The organism is Pseudoduganella sp. UC29_71 (genome assembly GCF_042693265.1).
Taxonomy (GTDB): Bacteria; Pseudomonadota; Gammaproteobacteria; order Burkholderiales; family Burkholderiaceae_D; genus Rugamonas.
Genome location: NZ_CP170549.1, coordinates 1,684,486 through 1,701,775, shown reverse-complemented (window position 1 = coordinate 1,701,775; position 17,290 = coordinate 1,684,486). Strand labels below are relative to the sequence as shown.

Annotated in this window: 17 protein-coding genes; 4 read left to right on the top strand and 13 right to left on the bottom strand. The window is 69.3% G+C overall.

What is annotated here, in order from left to right; translation table 11 throughout:
• Window positions 1-77: 77 nt before the first annotated feature.
• Window positions 78-1,055 carry a MerR family transcriptional regulator gene (locus tag ACFJI2_RS07520; RefSeq protein ID WP_377704442.1) on the top strand — a complete coding sequence of 326 codons (978 nt, stop codon included), beginning with the start codon at window positions 78-80 and terminating at the stop codon, window positions 1,053-1,055.
• A 15-nt stretch (window positions 1,056-1,070) separates the two neighbouring features.
• Here ACFJI2_RS07520 and ACFJI2_RS07515 read toward each other — a convergent pair whose 3' ends face one another.
• The 8 genes from ACFJI2_RS07515 to ACFJI2_RS07480 all read right to left on the bottom strand — a co-directional run bounded on the left by ACFJI2_RS07515 (window position 1,071) and on the right by ACFJI2_RS07480 (window position 8,542).
• Window positions 1,071-1,508 (bottom strand): nuclear transport factor 2 family protein, encoded by a 438-nt coding sequence (locus tag ACFJI2_RS07515; protein ID WP_377704441.1) that lies wholly within the window; start codon window positions 1,506-1,508, stop codon window positions 1,071-1,073.
• Window positions 1,505-2,284 carry an SDR family NAD(P)-dependent oxidoreductase gene (locus ACFJI2_RS07510; RefSeq protein ID WP_377704440.1) on the bottom strand — a complete coding sequence of 260 codons (780 nt, stop codon included), beginning with the start codon at window positions 2,282-2,284 and terminating at the stop codon, window positions 1,505-1,507. Before ACFJI2_RS07510 ends, ACFJI2_RS07515 begins: the two co-directional genes overlap by 4 nt.
• The gene (locus ACFJI2_RS07505; protein ID WP_377704439.1) at window positions 2,265-2,840 is read right to left on the bottom strand and encodes a DUF3833 domain-containing protein; all 576 of its coding nucleotides are present in this window, start codon (window positions 2,838-2,840) and stop codon (window positions 2,265-2,267) included. The genes ACFJI2_RS07510 and ACFJI2_RS07505 overlap by 20 nt, the downstream gene beginning before the upstream one ends.
• Entirely contained in the window at window positions 2,795-4,324 is a 1,530-nt protein-coding gene (locus ACFJI2_RS07500; protein WP_377704438.1) for an MFS transporter, read from the bottom strand. Before ACFJI2_RS07500 ends, ACFJI2_RS07505 begins: the two co-directional genes overlap by 46 nt.
• 209 nt (window positions 4,325-4,533) lie before the next feature.
• Window positions 4,534-5,136, bottom strand: a complete 603-nt coding sequence (locus tag ACFJI2_RS07495; RefSeq protein ID WP_377704437.1) for a chalcone isomerase family protein — start codon at window positions 5,134-5,136, stop codon at window positions 4,534-4,536.
• 1 nt (window position 5,137) lies between these two features.
• Window positions 5,138-6,388, bottom strand: a complete 1,251-nt coding sequence (locus tag ACFJI2_RS07490) for a class I SAM-dependent methyltransferase (protein WP_377704436.1) — start codon at window positions 6,386-6,388, stop codon at window positions 5,138-5,140.
• Entirely contained in the window at window positions 6,385-7,173 is a 789-nt protein-coding gene (locus tag ACFJI2_RS07485) for a DUF1365 domain-containing protein (protein ID WP_107980112.1), read from the bottom strand. Before ACFJI2_RS07485 ends, ACFJI2_RS07490 begins: the two co-directional genes overlap by 4 nt.
• A complete protein-coding gene (locus ACFJI2_RS07480; RefSeq protein WP_377704435.1) occupies window positions 7,163-8,542 on the bottom strand; it encodes an NAD(P)/FAD-dependent oxidoreductase in 1,380 nt (459 codons plus the stop codon). Before ACFJI2_RS07480 ends, ACFJI2_RS07485 begins: the two co-directional genes overlap by 11 nt.
• A 180-nt stretch (window positions 8,543-8,722) precedes the next feature.
• Here ACFJI2_RS07480 and ACFJI2_RS07475 point away from each other — a divergent pair, with 180 nt between their 5' ends.
• Window positions 8,723-9,526 (top strand): alpha/beta fold hydrolase, encoded by an 804-nt coding sequence (locus tag ACFJI2_RS07475; RefSeq protein ID WP_377704434.1) that lies wholly within the window; start codon window positions 8,723-8,725, stop codon window positions 9,524-9,526.
• A 2-nt stretch (window positions 9,527-9,528) separates the two neighbouring features.
• On the top strand, window positions 9,529-11,235 hold the full coding sequence (locus ACFJI2_RS07470; protein WP_377704433.1) for an ATP-binding protein: 1,707 nt from the start codon (window positions 9,529-9,531) through the stop codon (window positions 11,233-11,235).
• A 21-nt stretch (window positions 11,236-11,256) separates the two neighbouring features.
• Here the strand turns inward: ACFJI2_RS07470 and ACFJI2_RS07465 are convergent, their stop codons facing one another.
• From ACFJI2_RS07465 to ACFJI2_RS07455, 3 genes are all read right to left on the bottom strand, one after another.
• Window positions 11,257-13,800 carry an excinuclease ABC subunit A gene (locus ACFJI2_RS07465; protein ID WP_377704432.1) on the bottom strand — a complete coding sequence of 848 codons (2,544 nt, stop codon included), beginning with the start codon at window positions 13,798-13,800 and terminating at the stop codon, window positions 11,257-11,259.
• Window positions 13,801-13,881: 81 nt separating this feature from the next.
• On the bottom strand, window positions 13,882-14,121 hold the full coding sequence (locus ACFJI2_RS07460) for a hypothetical protein (protein ID WP_056396048.1): 240 nt from the start codon (window positions 14,119-14,121) through the stop codon (window positions 13,882-13,884).
• A gap of 31 nt (window positions 14,122-14,152) precedes the next feature.
• Window positions 14,153-14,572, bottom strand: a complete 420-nt coding sequence (locus ACFJI2_RS07455) for a hypothetical protein (RefSeq protein WP_377704431.1) — start codon at window positions 14,570-14,572, stop codon at window positions 14,153-14,155.
• Between the two features lie 129 nt (window positions 14,573-14,701).
• Here ACFJI2_RS07455 and ACFJI2_RS07450 point away from each other — a divergent pair, with 129 nt between their 5' ends.
• Window positions 14,702-14,923: a hypothetical protein gene (locus tag ACFJI2_RS07450; RefSeq protein ID WP_377704430.1), complete on the top strand. Its 222-nt coding sequence runs from the start codon at window positions 14,702-14,704 to the stop codon at window positions 14,921-14,923.
• On the opposite strand, the gene ACFJI2_RS07445 is transcribed toward ACFJI2_RS07450, so the two are convergent.
• A complete protein-coding gene (locus ACFJI2_RS07445; protein ID WP_377704429.1) occupies window positions 14,909-16,351 on the bottom strand; it encodes a SulP family inorganic anion transporter in 1,443 nt (480 codons plus the stop codon). The two genes, ACFJI2_RS07450 and ACFJI2_RS07445, sit on opposite strands and share 15 nt — an antisense overlap.
• 85 nt (window positions 16,352-16,436) lie before the next feature.
• The gene (locus ACFJI2_RS07440; RefSeq protein ID WP_377704428.1) at window positions 16,437-17,258 is read right to left on the bottom strand and encodes a VPLPA-CTERM sorting domain-containing protein; all 822 of its coding nucleotides are present in this window, start codon (window positions 17,256-17,258) and stop codon (window positions 16,437-16,439) included.
• Window positions 17,259-17,290 lie beyond the last annotated feature (32 nt).

Genomic DNA, 17,290 nt, shown 5'->3' with positions numbered 1-17,290 from the left:
CGCGCCACCGCCTGCCCTTCCGAACAGCCCCGTTGCCCTGCTAGAATCGGGAACGGCAATGACAGCAGAGGCACAACGTGGCGGACAAGAAGGTGGAGATGGAATCCAGGGGCGCATACCGCAGCGGCGTGGCGGCAAGGCTGGCCGGGCTGCCGGTGGAGACGCTGCGCGTGTGGGAGCGCCGCTACAGCGTGTCCGGCGCGGACCGCTCGCCGCACGGGCAGCGGCTGTACTCGCCCGAACAGGTGCGCCGCCTCGGCCTGCTCAAGCGCGTGGTGGACCTGGGCCACCCGATCGGCACCGTCGCGTCCCTGCCATTCGAGGAACTGGCCGCCATGGCGGGCGGCCTGCCGCCGCCGGCCGAGCTGGCGCGCGAAGGGGCAGGCTCGGTGCCGCTGCGGGTGGCCGTGGTGGGTGCCGCCATGGCGCGCCGGCTGGCCGCCGTGCACACCGAGCCGCCGCTGGAGATCGTCCACACCTGCAGCACGCTGGAGGCCGCGCCGGCCGCCCTGCCCGGCGTGCAGCTGGACGTGCTGCTGATTGAATCGTCCGAAATGTCTGCCGACACGGTGCCGTTGGTGGCCGCCGCGCGCGCCGCCGCGCCGGGGGCCGCGCTGGTGGTGATGTACCGCTTCTGCGACAGCGCCACCGTGCGCCGCCTGCGCGAACAGGGCTGCCTGGTGGCGCGCGTGCCGGCCGATCCTGCCGAAGTGACGGTGCTGTGCAGTTCTGCGCTGGCGGGCCACCCGCTGCAGGCCGTGCTGCCGGTCACGCCGCCGGCCGCGCCGCGCCGCCTGGACGAGCAGGCGCTGGCCATCCTGGCCACGGCGCCCAACAGCATCAACTGCGAATGCCCGCGCCACCTCGCCGACATCCTGATGATGCTGGGCAGTTTCGAGCGCTACAGCCAGCAGTGCGCCGCGCGCCACGCGGACGACGCCGCGCTGCACGAGGAGCTGAGCAACTCGGCCGGGCAGGCGCGCGTGCTGCTGGAAACCGCGCTTGAGCGCCTGGCGCGGGCGGACGGCCTGCCGCTGCCACCGTCGCTGGCTTGAGCGCCGCCGCCCTGCCTAGCTCGCGGCGCGGCGCTTGAGCAGCCGCATGAAGCCGCCCAGCAGCGGTATCTTTTCGTACAGTTCTTCGGCTGCGTCCCAGTAGTCGCGGTGCATGGCCACGCGCCCGTCCGTGCCGAACTCCAGATGCGATGCGCCGCGTATGGTGTGCATGCCGGCCGCGCGCTGCATGCGGAAGTGGAACTCCCAGGTCAGGAAAGCATGTCCACGCTGCGCCATGCGCTGCCGCACCACGAAGCGCGGCTGCGCGACCTGGGCGAACATGTGCTCGAAGATGCGGATAATGGCCGCGTGGCCGCGCACTTCGTTGAACGGGTCCTTGAAATACGCGTCCGGAGAATACACCTCGCGTACCTGGCCCACCGTCTCCGGTGCCAGCGTTTCGTAGAAGCGCACCAGGCGCTCCAGTGCGTGCAGTTGCTGTTCGTCGTTCATAGTCCGGTTACCTTGCGTACCATCCAGAAGTAGGCGCTGTAGGGCAATAGCCGCAGCAGCCGCAAGCTGTTGCTGAAGCGGCGCGGGAAGTGTATGTGGAATTGGCCTTGCTCCAGGCCCCGCACCAGCGCCTGTGCGGCCGCCTCGGGAGTCATCAGGGCGGGCATGGCGAAGTCGTTGCCTGCCGTGAGATCGGTGGCCACGAAGCCGGGATTGATCTGGTAGACGCTGACGCCGCGCGGCGCCAGGTCCAGGTACAGCGTTTCGGTGAGGTTGATGAGGGCAGCCTTGGTGGGCCCGTACACCAGCGCCTTGGGCAAGCCGCCGTAACCTGCGACGGAAGCGACGATGCCGATGCCGCCGCCGCCCTGCTCCAGCAGCGTGGGGAGCACGGCGTCCAGGCAGTTGTACACGCCGCGCAGGTTCAGGTCGAGCAGCAGGTTGGCGTGCTCCAGCTTGAAGCCGTCGGCGCGCATGGCGTGGTAGCCGCCGGCGACGACCAGCACCATATCGATGCGCCAACCGTGCCGCTCGATCTGTTCGCGTGCGGCGTGCACGGAGGTGGCGTCGGTGATGTCGAGCGGCGCTGCGAGGGCGCGCGGCTGGCCATGGCATAGCGCTTCCAGCAGTGGCGCGCGGCGCGCCGAGACAGCCACGCTGGCGCCGCGTTCGAGCAGCAGCTGCGCGGTGGCGGCGCCGATGCCGCTGGAGGCGCCAATGATCCACACGCAGCGGCCGTTCCAGTCGCGGACCGGCTTATTGAGCGCCATCGCCATCTTTCGGCTTGATGAACGACAGCGTCACCGACCCCAGGCCGATGCCGAACTTGCTGATGGCGGCGCGGTTCAACATGACGTTTTCGCTGATCATGAACATCCAGTCCTCGAAACCGACATTGATCGTCTTGCCCTCCACCGGCAGCGCGAGCACGTAGTTCCAGCGCAGCGCATTGCCGGCGACGACGCCGTGCGCCTCGCCCACCACGTCCGCCGCCGTGCCGGTGTAGCGGCCCTCGCCGGTCTTGCGCAGCGTCCAGACGCGGCGCTGGCGGGTGCCGTCGGCGTACACGAATTGCTCGTCCAGGGTGCCGGTGTCGCCCTGCCAGCTGCACAGCATGGTGACGGTGAAGCGCTTCTGTACGGTGCCGCTACGGTCCTGGAACATGCCGTAGGCAAGCACGCGGCCGTTGAAGTAGCGCTGCACATCGAGCGCGGGCGCCTGGGCGGCGTAGTGCGAGGGTTCGGCGGGTGCGGCGCAGCCGGACAGCAAGCCGGCCAGCATGGCGCTCAAGGCGGCGCCGGCATAGCAGGCGCGCAGTAGTTTGGCTTGCATGGATGTCTCCTGGTGAGGCTTTTGAGGCTGCCCGTGGCTGCACGCATGAGCAGCAGCCAGGCCAGCAGCTTGAGTGCGCATGGCAGCAAGGCGTACGCGGCGGCCAGTACTGCGGTGCCTTGCGGCGCCCCCATCGGGCCGGGGCCGGGGCCGGGGCCGGTGCCGGGACCGGCGCTGCCGGGCTGGTAGCCGAGCAAGGCGAGCAAGGGCAGTGTCGCCCCCGCCGCGAGTGCCAGCGCCAGCTGCGTGCACCAGTTCCACCAAGCGAAATACGGCGCGGGGGACGGCGCGGCGCGGCCAAGCACAGCTAGCGGAGCGCCGGCCGCAGGCGCGTGGAGCTGCGCAGCGGTACCAGGCGCAGCTAGCGGGGCGCCGGGTACGGGCGCGGCTGCCACGAGGCCGGCCGCAGGCGCGGCGGCGGGTTCGGACAGGCTTGCCAACAAGGCGGGCGGCAGTGCCAGATCCGCGCCACCGGCGAGGCCGGTCAGCACGCAGATGGCGGCGAAAGCGGCGCCGTCGCCGGGCCCGAGCGCGTAGGCCCAGATGAATACCAGGGCGCACATCAGCATGCCGCATTGCCATGCCGCGATCTCTCCCCAGCGCCGGGCAAGCGCGGACCACAGCGGCATGGAGCCGGCCGCCGCGAGCAGGTAGAGCACCAGTAGCGGACCGGCCCAGCTATCGGGCAGGCGCACGCGGTCCGCCGCGAAGAACACGAACAGCGTGGCAGGCACTGCGCCCGCCAGTGCGCTGGCTGCGTAAATGCTGAACAGCGCACGGAAGGGCGCCTCGCGCCAGGGCGCTATCAGTTCCGCCAGGCCGGCTTTGCCATGCGGCGCAGCGCAAGGCCCGGCCGGCCGGGGCCCCACAAGCTCTGCCAAGCTGGCGCCGTTGTCGGGCGCTATGGGAAGCCCGCCGGGCCGGGGGGCGCGCCGCAGCAGCAGCCAGGCTGCGCACAACAGGCCGGCGCCAAACACCAGGGACAGCGCGCCATAGCCCAGCAGGCCGCTGCAACCCGCAGCCAGCACGGCGCCAAGCAGGCCGCATCCCTCGCGCGACGACATCAGGCATACGCGATCGGATGCATCTGCGGCTAGCGCCGCGCCCCAGCTCTGGTGCGCGATGGTCGCCAGTCCGTAGCCCAGGTAGACAAGCATCAGCGCGGCGCCGAACCAGGCCAGCAAGGCAGCTGCCGCAAGCGGCGGCGGGTGGAACAGGGCCGCGCAGCCTGCGAGCAGAAGCGGCAGCGACAGCGCTGCATGCCAAGCATAGCCACGCCCATTGCGAGCCATCCACCAGCCCAGCAAGGGGTCGGCCAGCGCAGCCAGCACGCGCACTGCCAGCAGCACGGTTCCCACTTCCGCCAACGGCAGCCCGCCGCTGCGCACGTACAGCGGCGGCGCGAACAGGTAGACCGGCAGCGCCATCATCGCCAGCGGCAGCGCGAACAAGGCGTAGCTGACCAGCGCCCGCCGGTCCAGCACCCGACGCGCCTGCCCCGCAGGCTGCGGCAATGGCGAGTGCAGCGACGGCGCCTGCGCAAGCGGCTGTGGCCTTGGCGTGCGCGGCAAAGGCGCCGGCCCGGGCGGTTGAGGGTCCACCGAAGGCGGCTGCGCAATCGGCAACGGCCCGGGCGTGCGAGGCAAAGACGCCGGGCCGGGCGCTTGGGAGCGCGGCGGAGGCGGCTGAGCGCTCATGGCTGCGGGGCGGCGTTGCGCAGCAGGGCTGTGCGGAGCGCGGGCGCCGTGGTGCGGGGAGAGAGCCAGATGGCAAAGAAGGCTTGCGCAAACTCGGCGTCCTGTAGTCCGCCCAGCGGCGCACCGTTCAGGTAGAAGCGCATGCCCTGCCCCGGCGTGTAGCGCCCCGCAATGCGGTCGTGCTTGCGCACGTCCGGAAACAGCGCCAGCATGGCCGCCAGCCATATCCTGCGCTGGGCAGCGCTCCCCGCGCCTACCTTCTCCATCTGCTCCGCGCTCGCCTCGGCGATGCGGCTCCCCTGCAGATCGCGCGCGTAGCGCAGTTCCAGCACGAAGGGCGTCGCGCCAGGTTCACTGTCCCGGTATCCTCGCGGCCCGACCCACAGCCGGGCCTCGTAGACCAGCAATCCGAACCACCGGTAGCTGCCCTCGCCAGCCAGCCGCAGCGGCTGCAAGTCTTCCACGATAGCCAGCGGCGCAGGCGGCTCCAGCACGGCGGGCGCCGCAGCGCAGCACACGCCGGCGGCAGCGGCCAGCAGCAGCGCCGCCGCGCAGCCACGCGTGAAAGCGCCGGCCGGCCCCGCGCACGCCGGTCCCATGTCAGTCCTTCACCAGAGTGAACTGCACCACGTCCGTATTGCCCGCATCGAACGCACCTTCGCAATAGGCCAGGTAAAACTCCCAGGTCCGCATGAAGCGCGCGTCGAAGCCCAGCGGCGCGATCCACTCCTGCTCGCGCAGGAAAGCGGCGCGCCAGCGGCGCAGCGTTTCCGCGTAGTCGCGGCCGAAGCGCAGCTCCTGCTCCACGCGCAAGCCGTGCTGCGCCGCGTGCCGGCGGAACTCCGCCTGGGACGGCAGCATCCCGCCGGGGAAGATGTATTGCTGGATGAAGTCGGTGCCCTTGCTGTAGCGCTCAAACAGCTCGTCCGCGATGGTGATGGTTTGCACGCAGGCGCGCCCGCCCTGCTTCAGCTTGCGCGCCACGCAGGTGAAATAGTCGGCCCAGTACAGCTGCCCCACCGCCTCGAACATCTCGATGGAGGCGACGGCGTCGTACTGCCCTTCTGCGTCGCGGTAATCGCACAGCTGGAGGTCAGCCTTCGCAGACAGGCCCGCCACTGCCAGCCGCACCTTTGCATACGACAGCTGCTCGTGCGACAGCGTCAGCCCCGTCACATGCACGCCTGCACGCGCCGCCGTTTCGGCGAATCCGCCCCAGCCGCAGCCTATCTCCAGCACGCGCGCGCCCGGCGCCACCTGCAGCTGCGCCAGCATGCGCGCGTACTTGGCAGCTTGCGCCTGCTCCAGGCTCATGCCCGGCTCCAGGAACAGCGCGCTGGAATAGGTCATCGACGGGTCCAGCCAGCGCTGGTAGAAGGCATTGCCCAGGTCATAGTGCGCGTGGATGTTTTTCCTGCTGCCGCGCCGGGAATTGCGGTTCAGCAGATGGCGCAAGCGGTACAGCAGGCTGCCCCACCAACTGCCGTAGACCAGCGACTCTAGCTGCGTTCGATTGCGCGCCAGCAGTTCCACCAGGCCGGGCAGATTGTCGGTGCTCCAGCCGCCCTCGATAAAGCTTTCGGCAAGACCGATGTCGCCCGAACGCAGCACCGCGCCACACACTTTCCAGCTGGCCAGCCGCAGCGTAATCGGCGTCGCCCCTTCGCCGTACAGCGTGGTGCCGCCGTCGGGTACCTGCAGAAGCAGCGCGCCGTGGCGCAGCCGGGACAGCGCCGCCAGCAGTACGCGCGCGGCGGCCGGCATTGCGGACGCGCCAGCGGAAGGCTGGATGGAAGGAGCAGTGACGGCGCGCTTCAGCACGCAGCCGGTCATGGGCACTTGAGTGGTCATTTCGATAGTTCCTCGGTTGGGGCTGGGGGTTTGCTGAAGAAGGGAGCGCGCTTGCACCACAGGCGCAGCGCTTGCCAGTGAATCCTGGCCATCACGCCGAGCGTAAGCAGCGGATGGGCGGCGCAGGCGCGCAGCACGGCGGCATCGCTGAGCGGCTGCGCCGTACCGCTGATGCTGGTGGACAGCGCGAGCTCGCCGCCGTCCAGGTAATCGATGCAGGCCAGGTGGCGCTCGCCCTCGCCGGCGCGCGCGGCGCGCACGAAGCGGAAGCGGTAGCTGCCCCGAAGCGGCAGGAAGGGCGACACATGAAACGACTTTGCCGCTTCCAGCAAGGCACCGTTGGCGATGCCCCCGCCGTTTTCCAGCAAATACAGATGCCGCTCGCCGAAGGTATTGCGCACGTCGCACAGCACGGCGCGCAGGACGCCGTCGGCGCGGTGGCAGAACCAGAACGACACCGGATTGAACAGATAGCCCAGCACGCGCGGCATGGTCTGCAGCCAGATCTCGCCGTCCGCATCCTGCACGCCGTGCCGCGCTAGCAGCGCCGAGATCCACGCCTGCAGCGGTTGCGTGCCGTCGCCATGGTCCGCGTCGTGGAAGGCCAGCAGGTTGAAGCGGTTGCGCGAGAACCAGCGCAGCGCAGGCAAGCCCGCGTCGGGCGCATGCACGGGCACGCGCAGATAGAACACGCCGTAGCTGAACGCGTTGCGCACCGGCCGCAGGCGCTTGTGACGTACCTGGCCCTGGCACAGCTGAACGATGGATGGCGCTTTATGTCGCATTGGTCGCATTGGTCGCATTGGTCGCATTGGTCGCATTGGTCGCATTGGTCGCATGGGTTGCATGCGATGCATGGCTCAACACCGTCTTCTGCACCAGCGCGGCAGCAATCTGCAGGCCGGACTTCAGGCCATCCTCGTGGAAGCCGTAGCCGGTCCAGGCGCCGGCGAACCAGGTGTGCGCCTGCCCTTGCAGCGCAGGCAAGCGCTGTTGCGCGGCCACGGCCCGCTGGTCGAACACGGGATGCGCATAGTCGAAACTGGCCAGCACGCTGCCGCGCGCCGGTTCGTCGATCGGGTTGAGCGAGACCATCACCGGCGTGGTGAACGGCAGCGGCTGCAGCATATTGAGCAGGTAATGCACGCACACGCGGGAAGCACCGTATTCGTCCACGCCGCCCTGGTAGTTCCAGGCCGACCACGCCTTGCGCCTCTGCGGCAGGCAGCGGCTGTCCGTATGCAGCACGGCGCGGTTGGGCTGGTAGCGGATGGCGCCCAGCACTTCGCGCTCGGCCGCGACGGGACGTTCCAGCATGGCCAGCGCCTGGTCGCTATGGCAAGCCAGCACCACTTCGTCGTACAGCTCCGTGCCGCTGCCGGTGCGCAGCCCCACGGTCAGCGCGCCGCCGCCCGGCAGGCGCTGCACCTGCCGCACCGGCATATTCAGGCGGCGCTGCGGAATGCTGGCCAGCATGCGCTGCACGTACTCGCGCGAGCCGCCGCTGACAGTACGCCATTGCGGCCGGCCGCTCACCTGCAGCAGCCCGTGGTTATGGCAGAAGCGGACGAAGCTCGACAGCGGGAACTCCAGCATCTGCCCGGTGGGGCAGGACCAGATGCAGGCCGCCATGGGCAGCAGATACCAGTCGCGGAAGGCGCGCCCGTAGCCGTGCAGGTCGAGGTAGTGGCCCAGCGCCATGCCCGCCGTGGCGGCCAGGCCGGAGCCGGGGGTGCTGTCCAGCGCCAGCGCCGTGGCGGCGCGATTGAAGCGCAGGATGTCGCGCAGCATGCCGAGAAAGGCGGGACGCAGCAGATTGCGGCGCTGCGCGAACACGGTGGCCAGGCTGGCGCCGGCCCATTCCAGCTGGCGGCCGCCCAGCGGCAGCTTCACGGAAAAGGACATGTCGGTGCCGGCGGTGTCCACGCCGAGCGTGTCGAACAGGCGCGTGAGGTTCGGATAGGTGGCATTGTTATAGACCAGGAAGCCCGTGTCCACGCCATGGGTCACGCCGTCCAGCGTCACGTCCACCGTGTTGCTATGGCCGCCAAACCAGCCGCCGCCTTCGTACAGCGTGACGTCCTGCCCCAGCTGCGCCAGCCGATGCGCGCACGCCAGTCCGGCTATCCCGGCCCCTACTACCGCAATTTTCATGAAACCATCCTCGTGTTGTAGGAATGAACTGCCTAACACCACAACACTACGGACAATTACGGGTCACGTCCAGCCATCACGCGTCAGCTCGGCCACTATTCCAGTTCATTAACGGGTCACTCCGTCATGCAAAGCCATACTGATAGAATAGCAAGCTAACCCTACCTCCCGAGGCTTCCCATGGACCTGCGGCACCGTAACAATATCCGCCTCGCGGGCGGCAGCGGCAAACCCCTGATGGTGCTGCTGCACGGCTTCGGCTGCGACCAGAGCATGTGGCGCTACATGGTGCCGGCCTTCGAGGACAGCCACCAGATGCTGCTGTTCGACCTGGTGGGCAGCGGCGGCTCTGACCTATCGGCCTATGACCGCGACAAGTACGGGACCTTGCACGGCTACGCGGACGACCTGATCGAGATCATCGCCGCCCACGCCGGCGGACCGGCGGTGTTTGTCGGCCATTCGGTCAGCGCGATGATAGGCCTGCTGGCCTCCAACAAGCGGCCCGACCTGTTCGTATCGCAAGTCATGGTGGGGCCGTCGCCCTGCTACATCGACAGCGACGGCTACCGGGGCGGCTTCTCGCGCGCCGACATCGACGACCTGCTCGACACCATGGAAGGCAACTACCTCGGCTGGTCCAGCAATATGGCGCCGGCCATCATGGGCGCGCCGGACCGCCCCGAACTGGGCCAGGAACTGACCAACAGCTTCTGCCGCACCGATCCCGAGATCGCGCGGCACTTCGCGCGCGTGACCTTCCTGTCCGACCACCGCGCCGACCTGCCGCTGTCGCGCACGCCGGCACTGATCCTGCAATGCACGGACGACCTGATCGCGCCGGTGGAAGTGGGCCAGTACATGCAGCGCGCCATGCCGGGCAGCGTGCTGACCATGATAACGAACACCGGCCACTGCCCGCACATGAGCGCGCCGGGCGCCAGCGTGGACGCGATCCGCCACTTCCTGGGCCGCGCGGATTGACCATGGCCGGTCCGCCTTCGCCCGGCGATTGGGACGACGCGCCCTGCGGGCTGCTCGTCACCGCCGTCGACGGCGCCATCCTGCGCGCCAACGCCACCTTCTGCCGCTGGCTCGGCTACACCGAACCCGACCTGGCGGGCGTACTGCGCTTCTCGCAGCTGCTGCCGATGGGCGCACGCGTGTTCCACCTGACGCACTGGGCGCCGCTGCTGCAGATGCAAGGCTCGGTATCGGAAGTGCAGCTCGACCTGCTGCACCGCGACGGACGGCGTGTGCCGATGCTGCTCAACGTGCAGCGCAAGCAGCGCGCCGGAGAGGATGGCAGCGTGCAGGTCGACGAGATCGCCGCCTTCGTGGCCACCGACCGCAAGCTGTACGAGCGCGAGCTGCTGCAGGCGCGCCGCAACGCCGAGGCGGCCGCCGAGAGGCTGCGCGAAGCGGAAACCCGGCTGCGCGCGCTGAACGACGCGCTGTCGCTGGAGCACCGCCGCAAGGACGAATTCCTGGCCACGCTGGCGCACGAGCTGCGCAATCCGCTGGCGCCGATGGCCAGCGTGCTGGAAACACTGCGCCGCCAGGACAGCGACCCGGCCCACCTGGACTGGGCGCGCGCCATGCTGGAACGCCAGCTGCGCCAGATGACGCACCTGGTGGACGACTTGTTGGACAACGCCCGCATCAGCCAGGGCAAGATCGAGCTGCGGCTGGAGAAGGTGGACCTTGGCGCCCTGCTGCGCGCGGCAGCCGAAACGGCGCGCCCGGCCTTCGACTCGGCCGGGCAGACGCTGACGCTGGACGTGGCAAGCGCTGCGGAGGGCGGCGTCAATCGCGGCATCGATCGCGGGACCGGTAGCGGCACCGATCGCAGCATCGATGGCGACACCGGTAACGGCATCGCTGGCGGCCGGGATGCCGGCGGCGTCGCGCCCTGCTCGCCGCTGCTGCTGCGCGGCGACCCGGTGCGGCTGACCCAGGTCGTCTCCAACCTGCTGACCAACGCCAGCAAATACACGCCGGCGGGCGGCAGCGCGCAATTGTCGCTGCGCCGCGAAGGCCAGCAGGCGGTGATCACGGTGCGCGACGACGGCATCGGCATACCTCCCACGCAGCTGGACCATATCTTCACCATGTTCTCCCAGCTCACGCCAGCCATGGAGCGTGCGGCCGGGGGGCTGGGCATCGGCCTGTCGCTCACGCGCGGGCTGGTGGACCTGCACGGCGGCAGCATCAGCGCGCACAGCGCCGGCACCGGCCAGGGCAGCGTGTTCACCGTGCGCCTGCCGCTGCCGGAGGAAGAACTGGCGCCACAGGCAACTGCGGCGCCGGAGGCGGTCGGCCATGCCGGCGGCGTGCGGGCGCTGATCGTGGACGACAACGTGGATGCGGCCGACAGCCTGGCCATGGCGCTGGAGTTCGTCGGCTACGATACGCATGCCGCCTACACGGCCGGCAGCGCGCTGGAGGCCATCGCCGCGTTCCAGCCTCGCCTGGCCCTGCTCGACATCGGCCTGCCGGACTTCGACGGCTACGAGCTGGCGCGCCGCATCCGGCAGCTGCCCGGCGGCGCCGGGATATTACTGATTGCCGCCACCGGCTGGGGCCAGGACGCCGACCGCCAAGCCGCGCTGGACGCCGGCTTCGACCTGCACATGACCAAGCCGGTCGATTTCATGCAGCTGCACCAGGCCATCGCGCAGCAGCTCGCATAACGCCATGGCCGGCACCAGGCATCATTGGGCCTTGCGCACGGCCGCCAGATAAGGCGCCGTGCGGCTGCCCTCGGTCCGCGCCACCGACGCCGGCACGCCGGCGGCCACGATAGTGCCGCCCTCCTCGCCCGCGCCCGGCCCCACGTCGATCACCCAGTCGCTGTCCGCCAGCACCTGCATATTGTGCTCGACCACCACCACCGTGTTGCCCGCATCGACCAGCCCATGCAGCTGCACCAGAAGCTTGTCGATATCCGACGGGTGCAGGCCGGTAGTCGGCTCATCCAGCACGTACAGCGTGTTGCCGCGCCCCGTGCGCTGCAGCTCCGTGGCCAGTTTGATGCGCTGCGCCTCGCCGCCGGACAGCTCGGTGGCCGGCTGTCCCAGGCGCAGATAGCCCAGCCCCACTTCGCGCAGCGTTTCCAGCGCGCGCCGCAGCGGCGCCTCGTCGGCGAAAAACTCCCAGGCCGCGTCCACCGTCATCCCCAGCACCTCGGCGATGTTGCGCTCGCGGTAGCGCACCTCCAGCGTCTTCGCGTTGTAGCGCGCGCCGTGGCACACCGGGCAAGGCGCGTACACGCTGGGCAGGAACAGCAGTTCCACCATGACGAAGCCCTCGCCCGCGCAGTTCTCGCAGCGGCCCTTGGCCACGTTGAAGGAGAAACGCCCCGCGTCGTAATGGCGGGCGCGCGCCGGCTTGGTGGCGGCGAACAGCTTGCGCACATGGTCGAACAGGCCGGTGTAGGTGGCCAGGTTGGAGCGCGGCGTGCGGCCGATGGGTTTCTGGTCCACCTGCACCAGCCGCCTGATGCCGCCCAGTCCCGCCGCGCCGCCGGCGATGCGCCCGCCCACCGGGCCGGTGTCGGCCGCGCCGGTGAGCGGATCGTCAGGATCGTCGTCCGCCGCCGGGGCCTGGCCCAGCTGCGCGGCCACCAGCTGCACCAGCGCCTGGCTCACCAGGCTGGACTTGCCCGAGCCGGACACGCCGCTCACGCCGGCCAGCACGCCCAGCGGAAAGTCCGCATCCAGCCGGTCCAGGTTGTTGCGCACCACGCCGCGCAGGCGCAGCCAGCCTGCCGGTTCGCGCAGCGGGCGTGCGGCGCGCCGCGCCTTGCCGAACAGGTAGTGCGCGGTGCGCGACTGCGCCACCGCTTCCAGCCCCGGCGGCGGTCCGCTATAGAGCACATGGCCGCCATGCTCGCCCGCCTGCGGCCCCACGTCCACGATCCAGTCCGCGTGGCGGATCACGTCCAGCGCGTGCTCCACCACGAACAGCGAGTTGCCGGACGCCTTCAGCCGGTCCAGCGCGCGCAGCAGCGCTTCGGTGTCCGCCGGGTGCAGGCCGGCGGATGGCTCGTCCAGCACGTACACCACGCCGAACAGGCTGGAACGCACTTGCGTGGCCAGGCGCAGCCGCTGCAGCTCGCCCGGCGACAGCGTGGGCGTGCTGCGCTCCAGGCTCAGGTAGCCCAGCCCCAGGTCCAGCAGCACTTCCAGCCGCGCCGCCAGGTCCTGCGCGATGCGCCGGCTCACGATGGCCTTCTCCGGATGCAGCGCGGCGGCACGCTTGCCCTTGGTCGGTGGCCGCCCTTCCGCATACGGCTGCAACAGGTCCGCCAGCCGGCGCAGCGGCAGCCGGGCAATGGCGCCGATATCCAGGCCGGCAAACGTGACCGAGAGCGACTCGGGCCGCAAGCGCTTGCCGTGGCAGGCCGGGCATTCGGTGCTCACCATGTATTGCGCCACCCGCTTTTTCATGGAGGCGCTCTCGGTGGTGGCGAACGTCTGCAGCACGTATTTGCGCGCGCCGGTGAAGGTGCCCTGGTAGCTCGGCGTTTCCTTGCGCTTGAGCGCACGGCGCGCCTCGGCCGGTTCCAGCCCCGCGTACACCGGCACGGTGGGCTGCTCGTCGGTGAACAATATCCAGTCGCGCTCCTTGCGGCTCATCTCGCGCCAGGGCTTGTCCACGTCGTAGCCCAGCGTGACGAGGATGTCGCGCAGGTTCTGGCCGTGCCAGGCGGTCGGCCAGGCCGCCACCGCGCGCTCGCGGATGGTGAGCGTATCGTCCGGCACCATCGACGCCTCGGTGGCCTCGTACACCCGGCCCAGCCCATGGCACTGCGGGCAGGCGCCCTGCGGCGTATTGGGGGAAAACGATTCGGCGTACAGCAGTTCCTGGCCGGGCGGGTAGTCGCCGGCGCGCGAGTACAGCATGCGCAGGGAATTGGACAGCGTGCTCACGCTGCCGACGGACGACCGCGTGGTCGGCGCGCCGCGCTGCTGCTGCAGCGCCACCGCCGGCGGCAAGCCCTCGATGGACTGCACTTCCGGCACCGCCATCTGGTGGAACAGGCGCCGCGCGTACGGCGACACGGATTCAAGATAGCGCCGCTGCGCCTCGGCATACAGCGTGCCGAACGCCAGCGAGGACTTGCCGGAGCCGGAAATGCCGGTGAAGACCACCAGCGCGTTGCGCGGAATGTCCACGCTCACGTCCTTCAGATTGTGCTCGCGCGCGCCGCGCACGCGCACATAGCCCTGGTCGGCCTCGCCGGGTATCGCCATAACGCCTCCTTGTCAGCCGCCAGACTGCCCGGCGGTGCGGAGCGCGTCTGTGCGCGAGCGTACCGAGCCGCAGGACGCGGCTCAGCCCTGCGCTTCGATGCGCTTCAGGCGCTGGCCGTGGATGCCCCAGATGCAGTCGGCGCCGTCCACGGTCCCGCACAATACCCAGCCGGTGCCGATCTTGCGCACGTCGATGGGGGTCTCCAGCTCCTTGGCCAGCTTCTCGGCCCACATGCGGGCCGCGCCCTGCCCTTTGAACAGTTCATTGCCTTCGTAGATCACGGTGGCGTCGAAAACGGGAGCGGCGAAGATGGTGTTCATGGCGAGACCTGTAGTAGCAAATGCAGGCATTCTACAACGCCTTGCCGCCCCCGCAAGCGACCTTTTGCCCGTCGCCGGACTGTTCGCAGAACGGCGCCTTGCCGCCGCAGGCGACCTGTTTGCCGTCCGGGGACTTGGCGCAGAACGGCGCCTCGCCGCCGCAGGCCACCTGCTTGCCGTCCGACGAGCTCTCGCAGAACGGCGCCTTGCCGCCGCAGGCCACGGCGCCGCCGTCGGCCGATTGCTGGCAAAACGGGGCGTTGGCGCCGCAGGCCACGGCCTTGCCGCTGGCCGAGACCTGGCAGAAAGCCGGCGCGTTACTGCTGCTGTGACTGCCGCTATGGCTGCTGCCTGCACCGCCCCCGGGAGGAGGCATGACCGCAACGCAGCCGGCGCACAGCGCGGCCACCACCAGCGCCGCGGCGCTGCTTACCAGGTTAGGTTTGTTCATGCCGAGATATTACCACATAACAATGCCATATTTACAAGTCGCTCGGCATGTGCGGTGGCGTACAGATGAGTTAGTTGACTGCGCGCATCATGTGCCTGTAGTCAAAAAATAATCCACTGGGAGAAAACTATGAACACCATCAAACTCATCGGCGCCATCCTCATCGTGTGCGGCATTGCCGGCATTGCGTTCGGGAGCATCAGCTTTACCAAGGAAACCCACAAGGCCAGCCTGGGTCCGATCGCCCTGGCGGTGCAGGAAAAGGAAACCGTCAATATTCCGCTGTGGGCCAGCATTGCGGCCATCGCCGCCGGCGCCGCCGTGCTGGCGGCCGGCTCACGCAAGGGCTGAGGAACCCGCCCGCGCCAGCAGCAGCTGGCAGCGCGGCGACAGCTGCGCCAGCCGCAGCGCCTTGCCGGCCCGGGCGTAGCGCTCGGCCAGCGCCTCCAGCGCGGCTATGGCGGAATGGTCCGCCAGGCGCAGGTGGCGGCAGTCCACCACCACGGCGTGCGGATCGTCCGCCGGCACGAACAGTTCCTGGAAGTGGGTGGTGGACGCGAAGAACAGCGTGCCGTGCGGCGTGTAGGTGCGCTGGCCGGCCACGGTGTCGTCCACATCGGCGCGGATGTCGCGCGCATGCTGCCACGCAAAGCTCAGCGCGGCGATCACGATCCCGCACATCACTGCCGTCGCCAGGTCCGTGGCCACCGTAATGCCGGTCACGGCCACGATCACCAGCGCGTCGTGGCGCGGCACCTTGCCCAGCACGCGCAGCGAACCCCAGGCGAACGTCTGCTGCGCCACCACGAACATCACGCCCACCAGCGCCGCCAGCGGAATGCGCTCGATCCACGGCGACAGGAACAGGATAAACAGCAAGATCATCACGCCCGCCACGGCGCCGGACAGGCGCGTGCGCCCGCCCGAGCCGAGGTTGATCATGGTCTGGCCTATCATGGCGCAGCCGCCCATGCCGCCGAACAGGCCGGACACCACGTTGGCCGCGCCCAGCGCCACGCATTCGCGGTTGGCCTGGCCCTGGGTGCCGGTGATGTCGTCGGTGAGGTTGAAGGTGAGCAGCGTTTCCAGCAGGCCGACCATGGACATCAGCACCGCGTACGGCAGGATGATGCGCAGCGTGTCCAGCGTCAGCGGCACGGAGGGCAAGTGGAAAGCCGGCAGGCCGCCTGCCATGTGGGCCATGTCGCCCAGGGTGCGGGTGGGCAGGCCAAGCAGCGCCGTCAGCAGGCCCACGCCGGCGATGGCGGCCAGCGCCGGCGGCACGGCCCGGGTCAGCCTGGGCAGCAGCCACACCACCGCCATGGTGAGCGCCACCAGGCCCGCCATCAGCAGCAGCGGCGCGCCCTGCAGCCAGTGGCCGTCCAGCTTGAAGTGTTCCAGCTGCGCGCCGGCGATGATGATGGCCAGGCCGTTGACGAAACCCAGCATTACCGGATGCGGCACCATGCGGATCAGCGCCCCCATGCGCAGCAGGCCGAACAGCGCCATCAGCACACCGCCCAGCACCACCGTGGCCAGCAGGTATTGCGCGCCGTGCTGCGCCACCAGTGCCACGATCACCACCGCCATCGAGCCCGCCGCACCCGAAATCATGCCGGGCCGGCCGCCGCACAGCGCGGTGACGGTGCAGATGAAGAAAGCGCCGTACAAGCCCATCAGGGGATTGAGCTGGGCCACCAGGGCAAAGGCGATGCATTCGGGCACCAGCGCGAAGGACGTGGTAAGCCCGGCCAAGAGGTTGTTGCGAATAGCGTTCATGGATGCTTGCGGACGGCTGAAAATAAAACAGCCCACGCTTGGTGGGCTGCTGCAGGGTCCGGCAGTATAACAGATTGGGGCAACCTCAGGCCCGCGCACCCTGGCGGCGGCGCAGCCAGACCATGGCGCCAAGGCCGATCGCCAGCAGCGGCGCGCTGCCCGGCAGCGGCACCACGCGGGCGAAGCCTTCGATCACGTCGTTCTGGCAGGTCTCGCCCCAGTGCATGGCGAAGGCGGACAGGTTGATCAGGCTGGTGCCGGTCATGTCCAGGGTGAAGGTCAGCTTCTGGTCGGCCGTTACGGTCCAGGTGCCGGTCTTGCCGGCCTGCGCCACGGCGGTGGACGAGCCGCTGGTCTTCACCTGCGCGGCCTGGCCGTCGCGGTAGGTGCACGGCTGCGAGCAGTTCAGCACGTCTTCCGAGTTGAGGATGTTTTGCGCGTTGGCGGTGCCGCCCAGGTTGTACAGCTGGAAGGTGCCGCCGGTGTTGCTCCAGCGGTTGTTCAGGCTGAAGCCCCACTGCCACTTGGTGCCAGTGCTGGCGTTGTCGCTCAGGTAGTGGGTGTCACCGGCGACGACTTTCGGGTTCCAGGCCGAGGCCAGGAACAGGTCGCCGTAGGCGATGCCGGCCTGCCCCACGGGACCCGGATCAGTCCAGGGATCCGCGCCCGCGTGGCCGGCAAACGCCGTGGCGATGGTGATGGTCAGCACGCTGCCCACGCGCGTAATGGTGGCGCCGCTGATGTCGTACATGGCCGCGCCGATCACGTCGCCGCTGCCGTGCGCATTCGAGCCCCAATAGGCATTCGTGCCGGTGTCCGAGATGGCGCCGGCCTGCGCTGCGGGCGCGGCAAGCAGCACCAGCGCGGCGAGGAGCGAGCAGCCCATCGTACTGAACATTCTTTTCATGATATTTCCCGCATAAACTGACAATTCCTAAG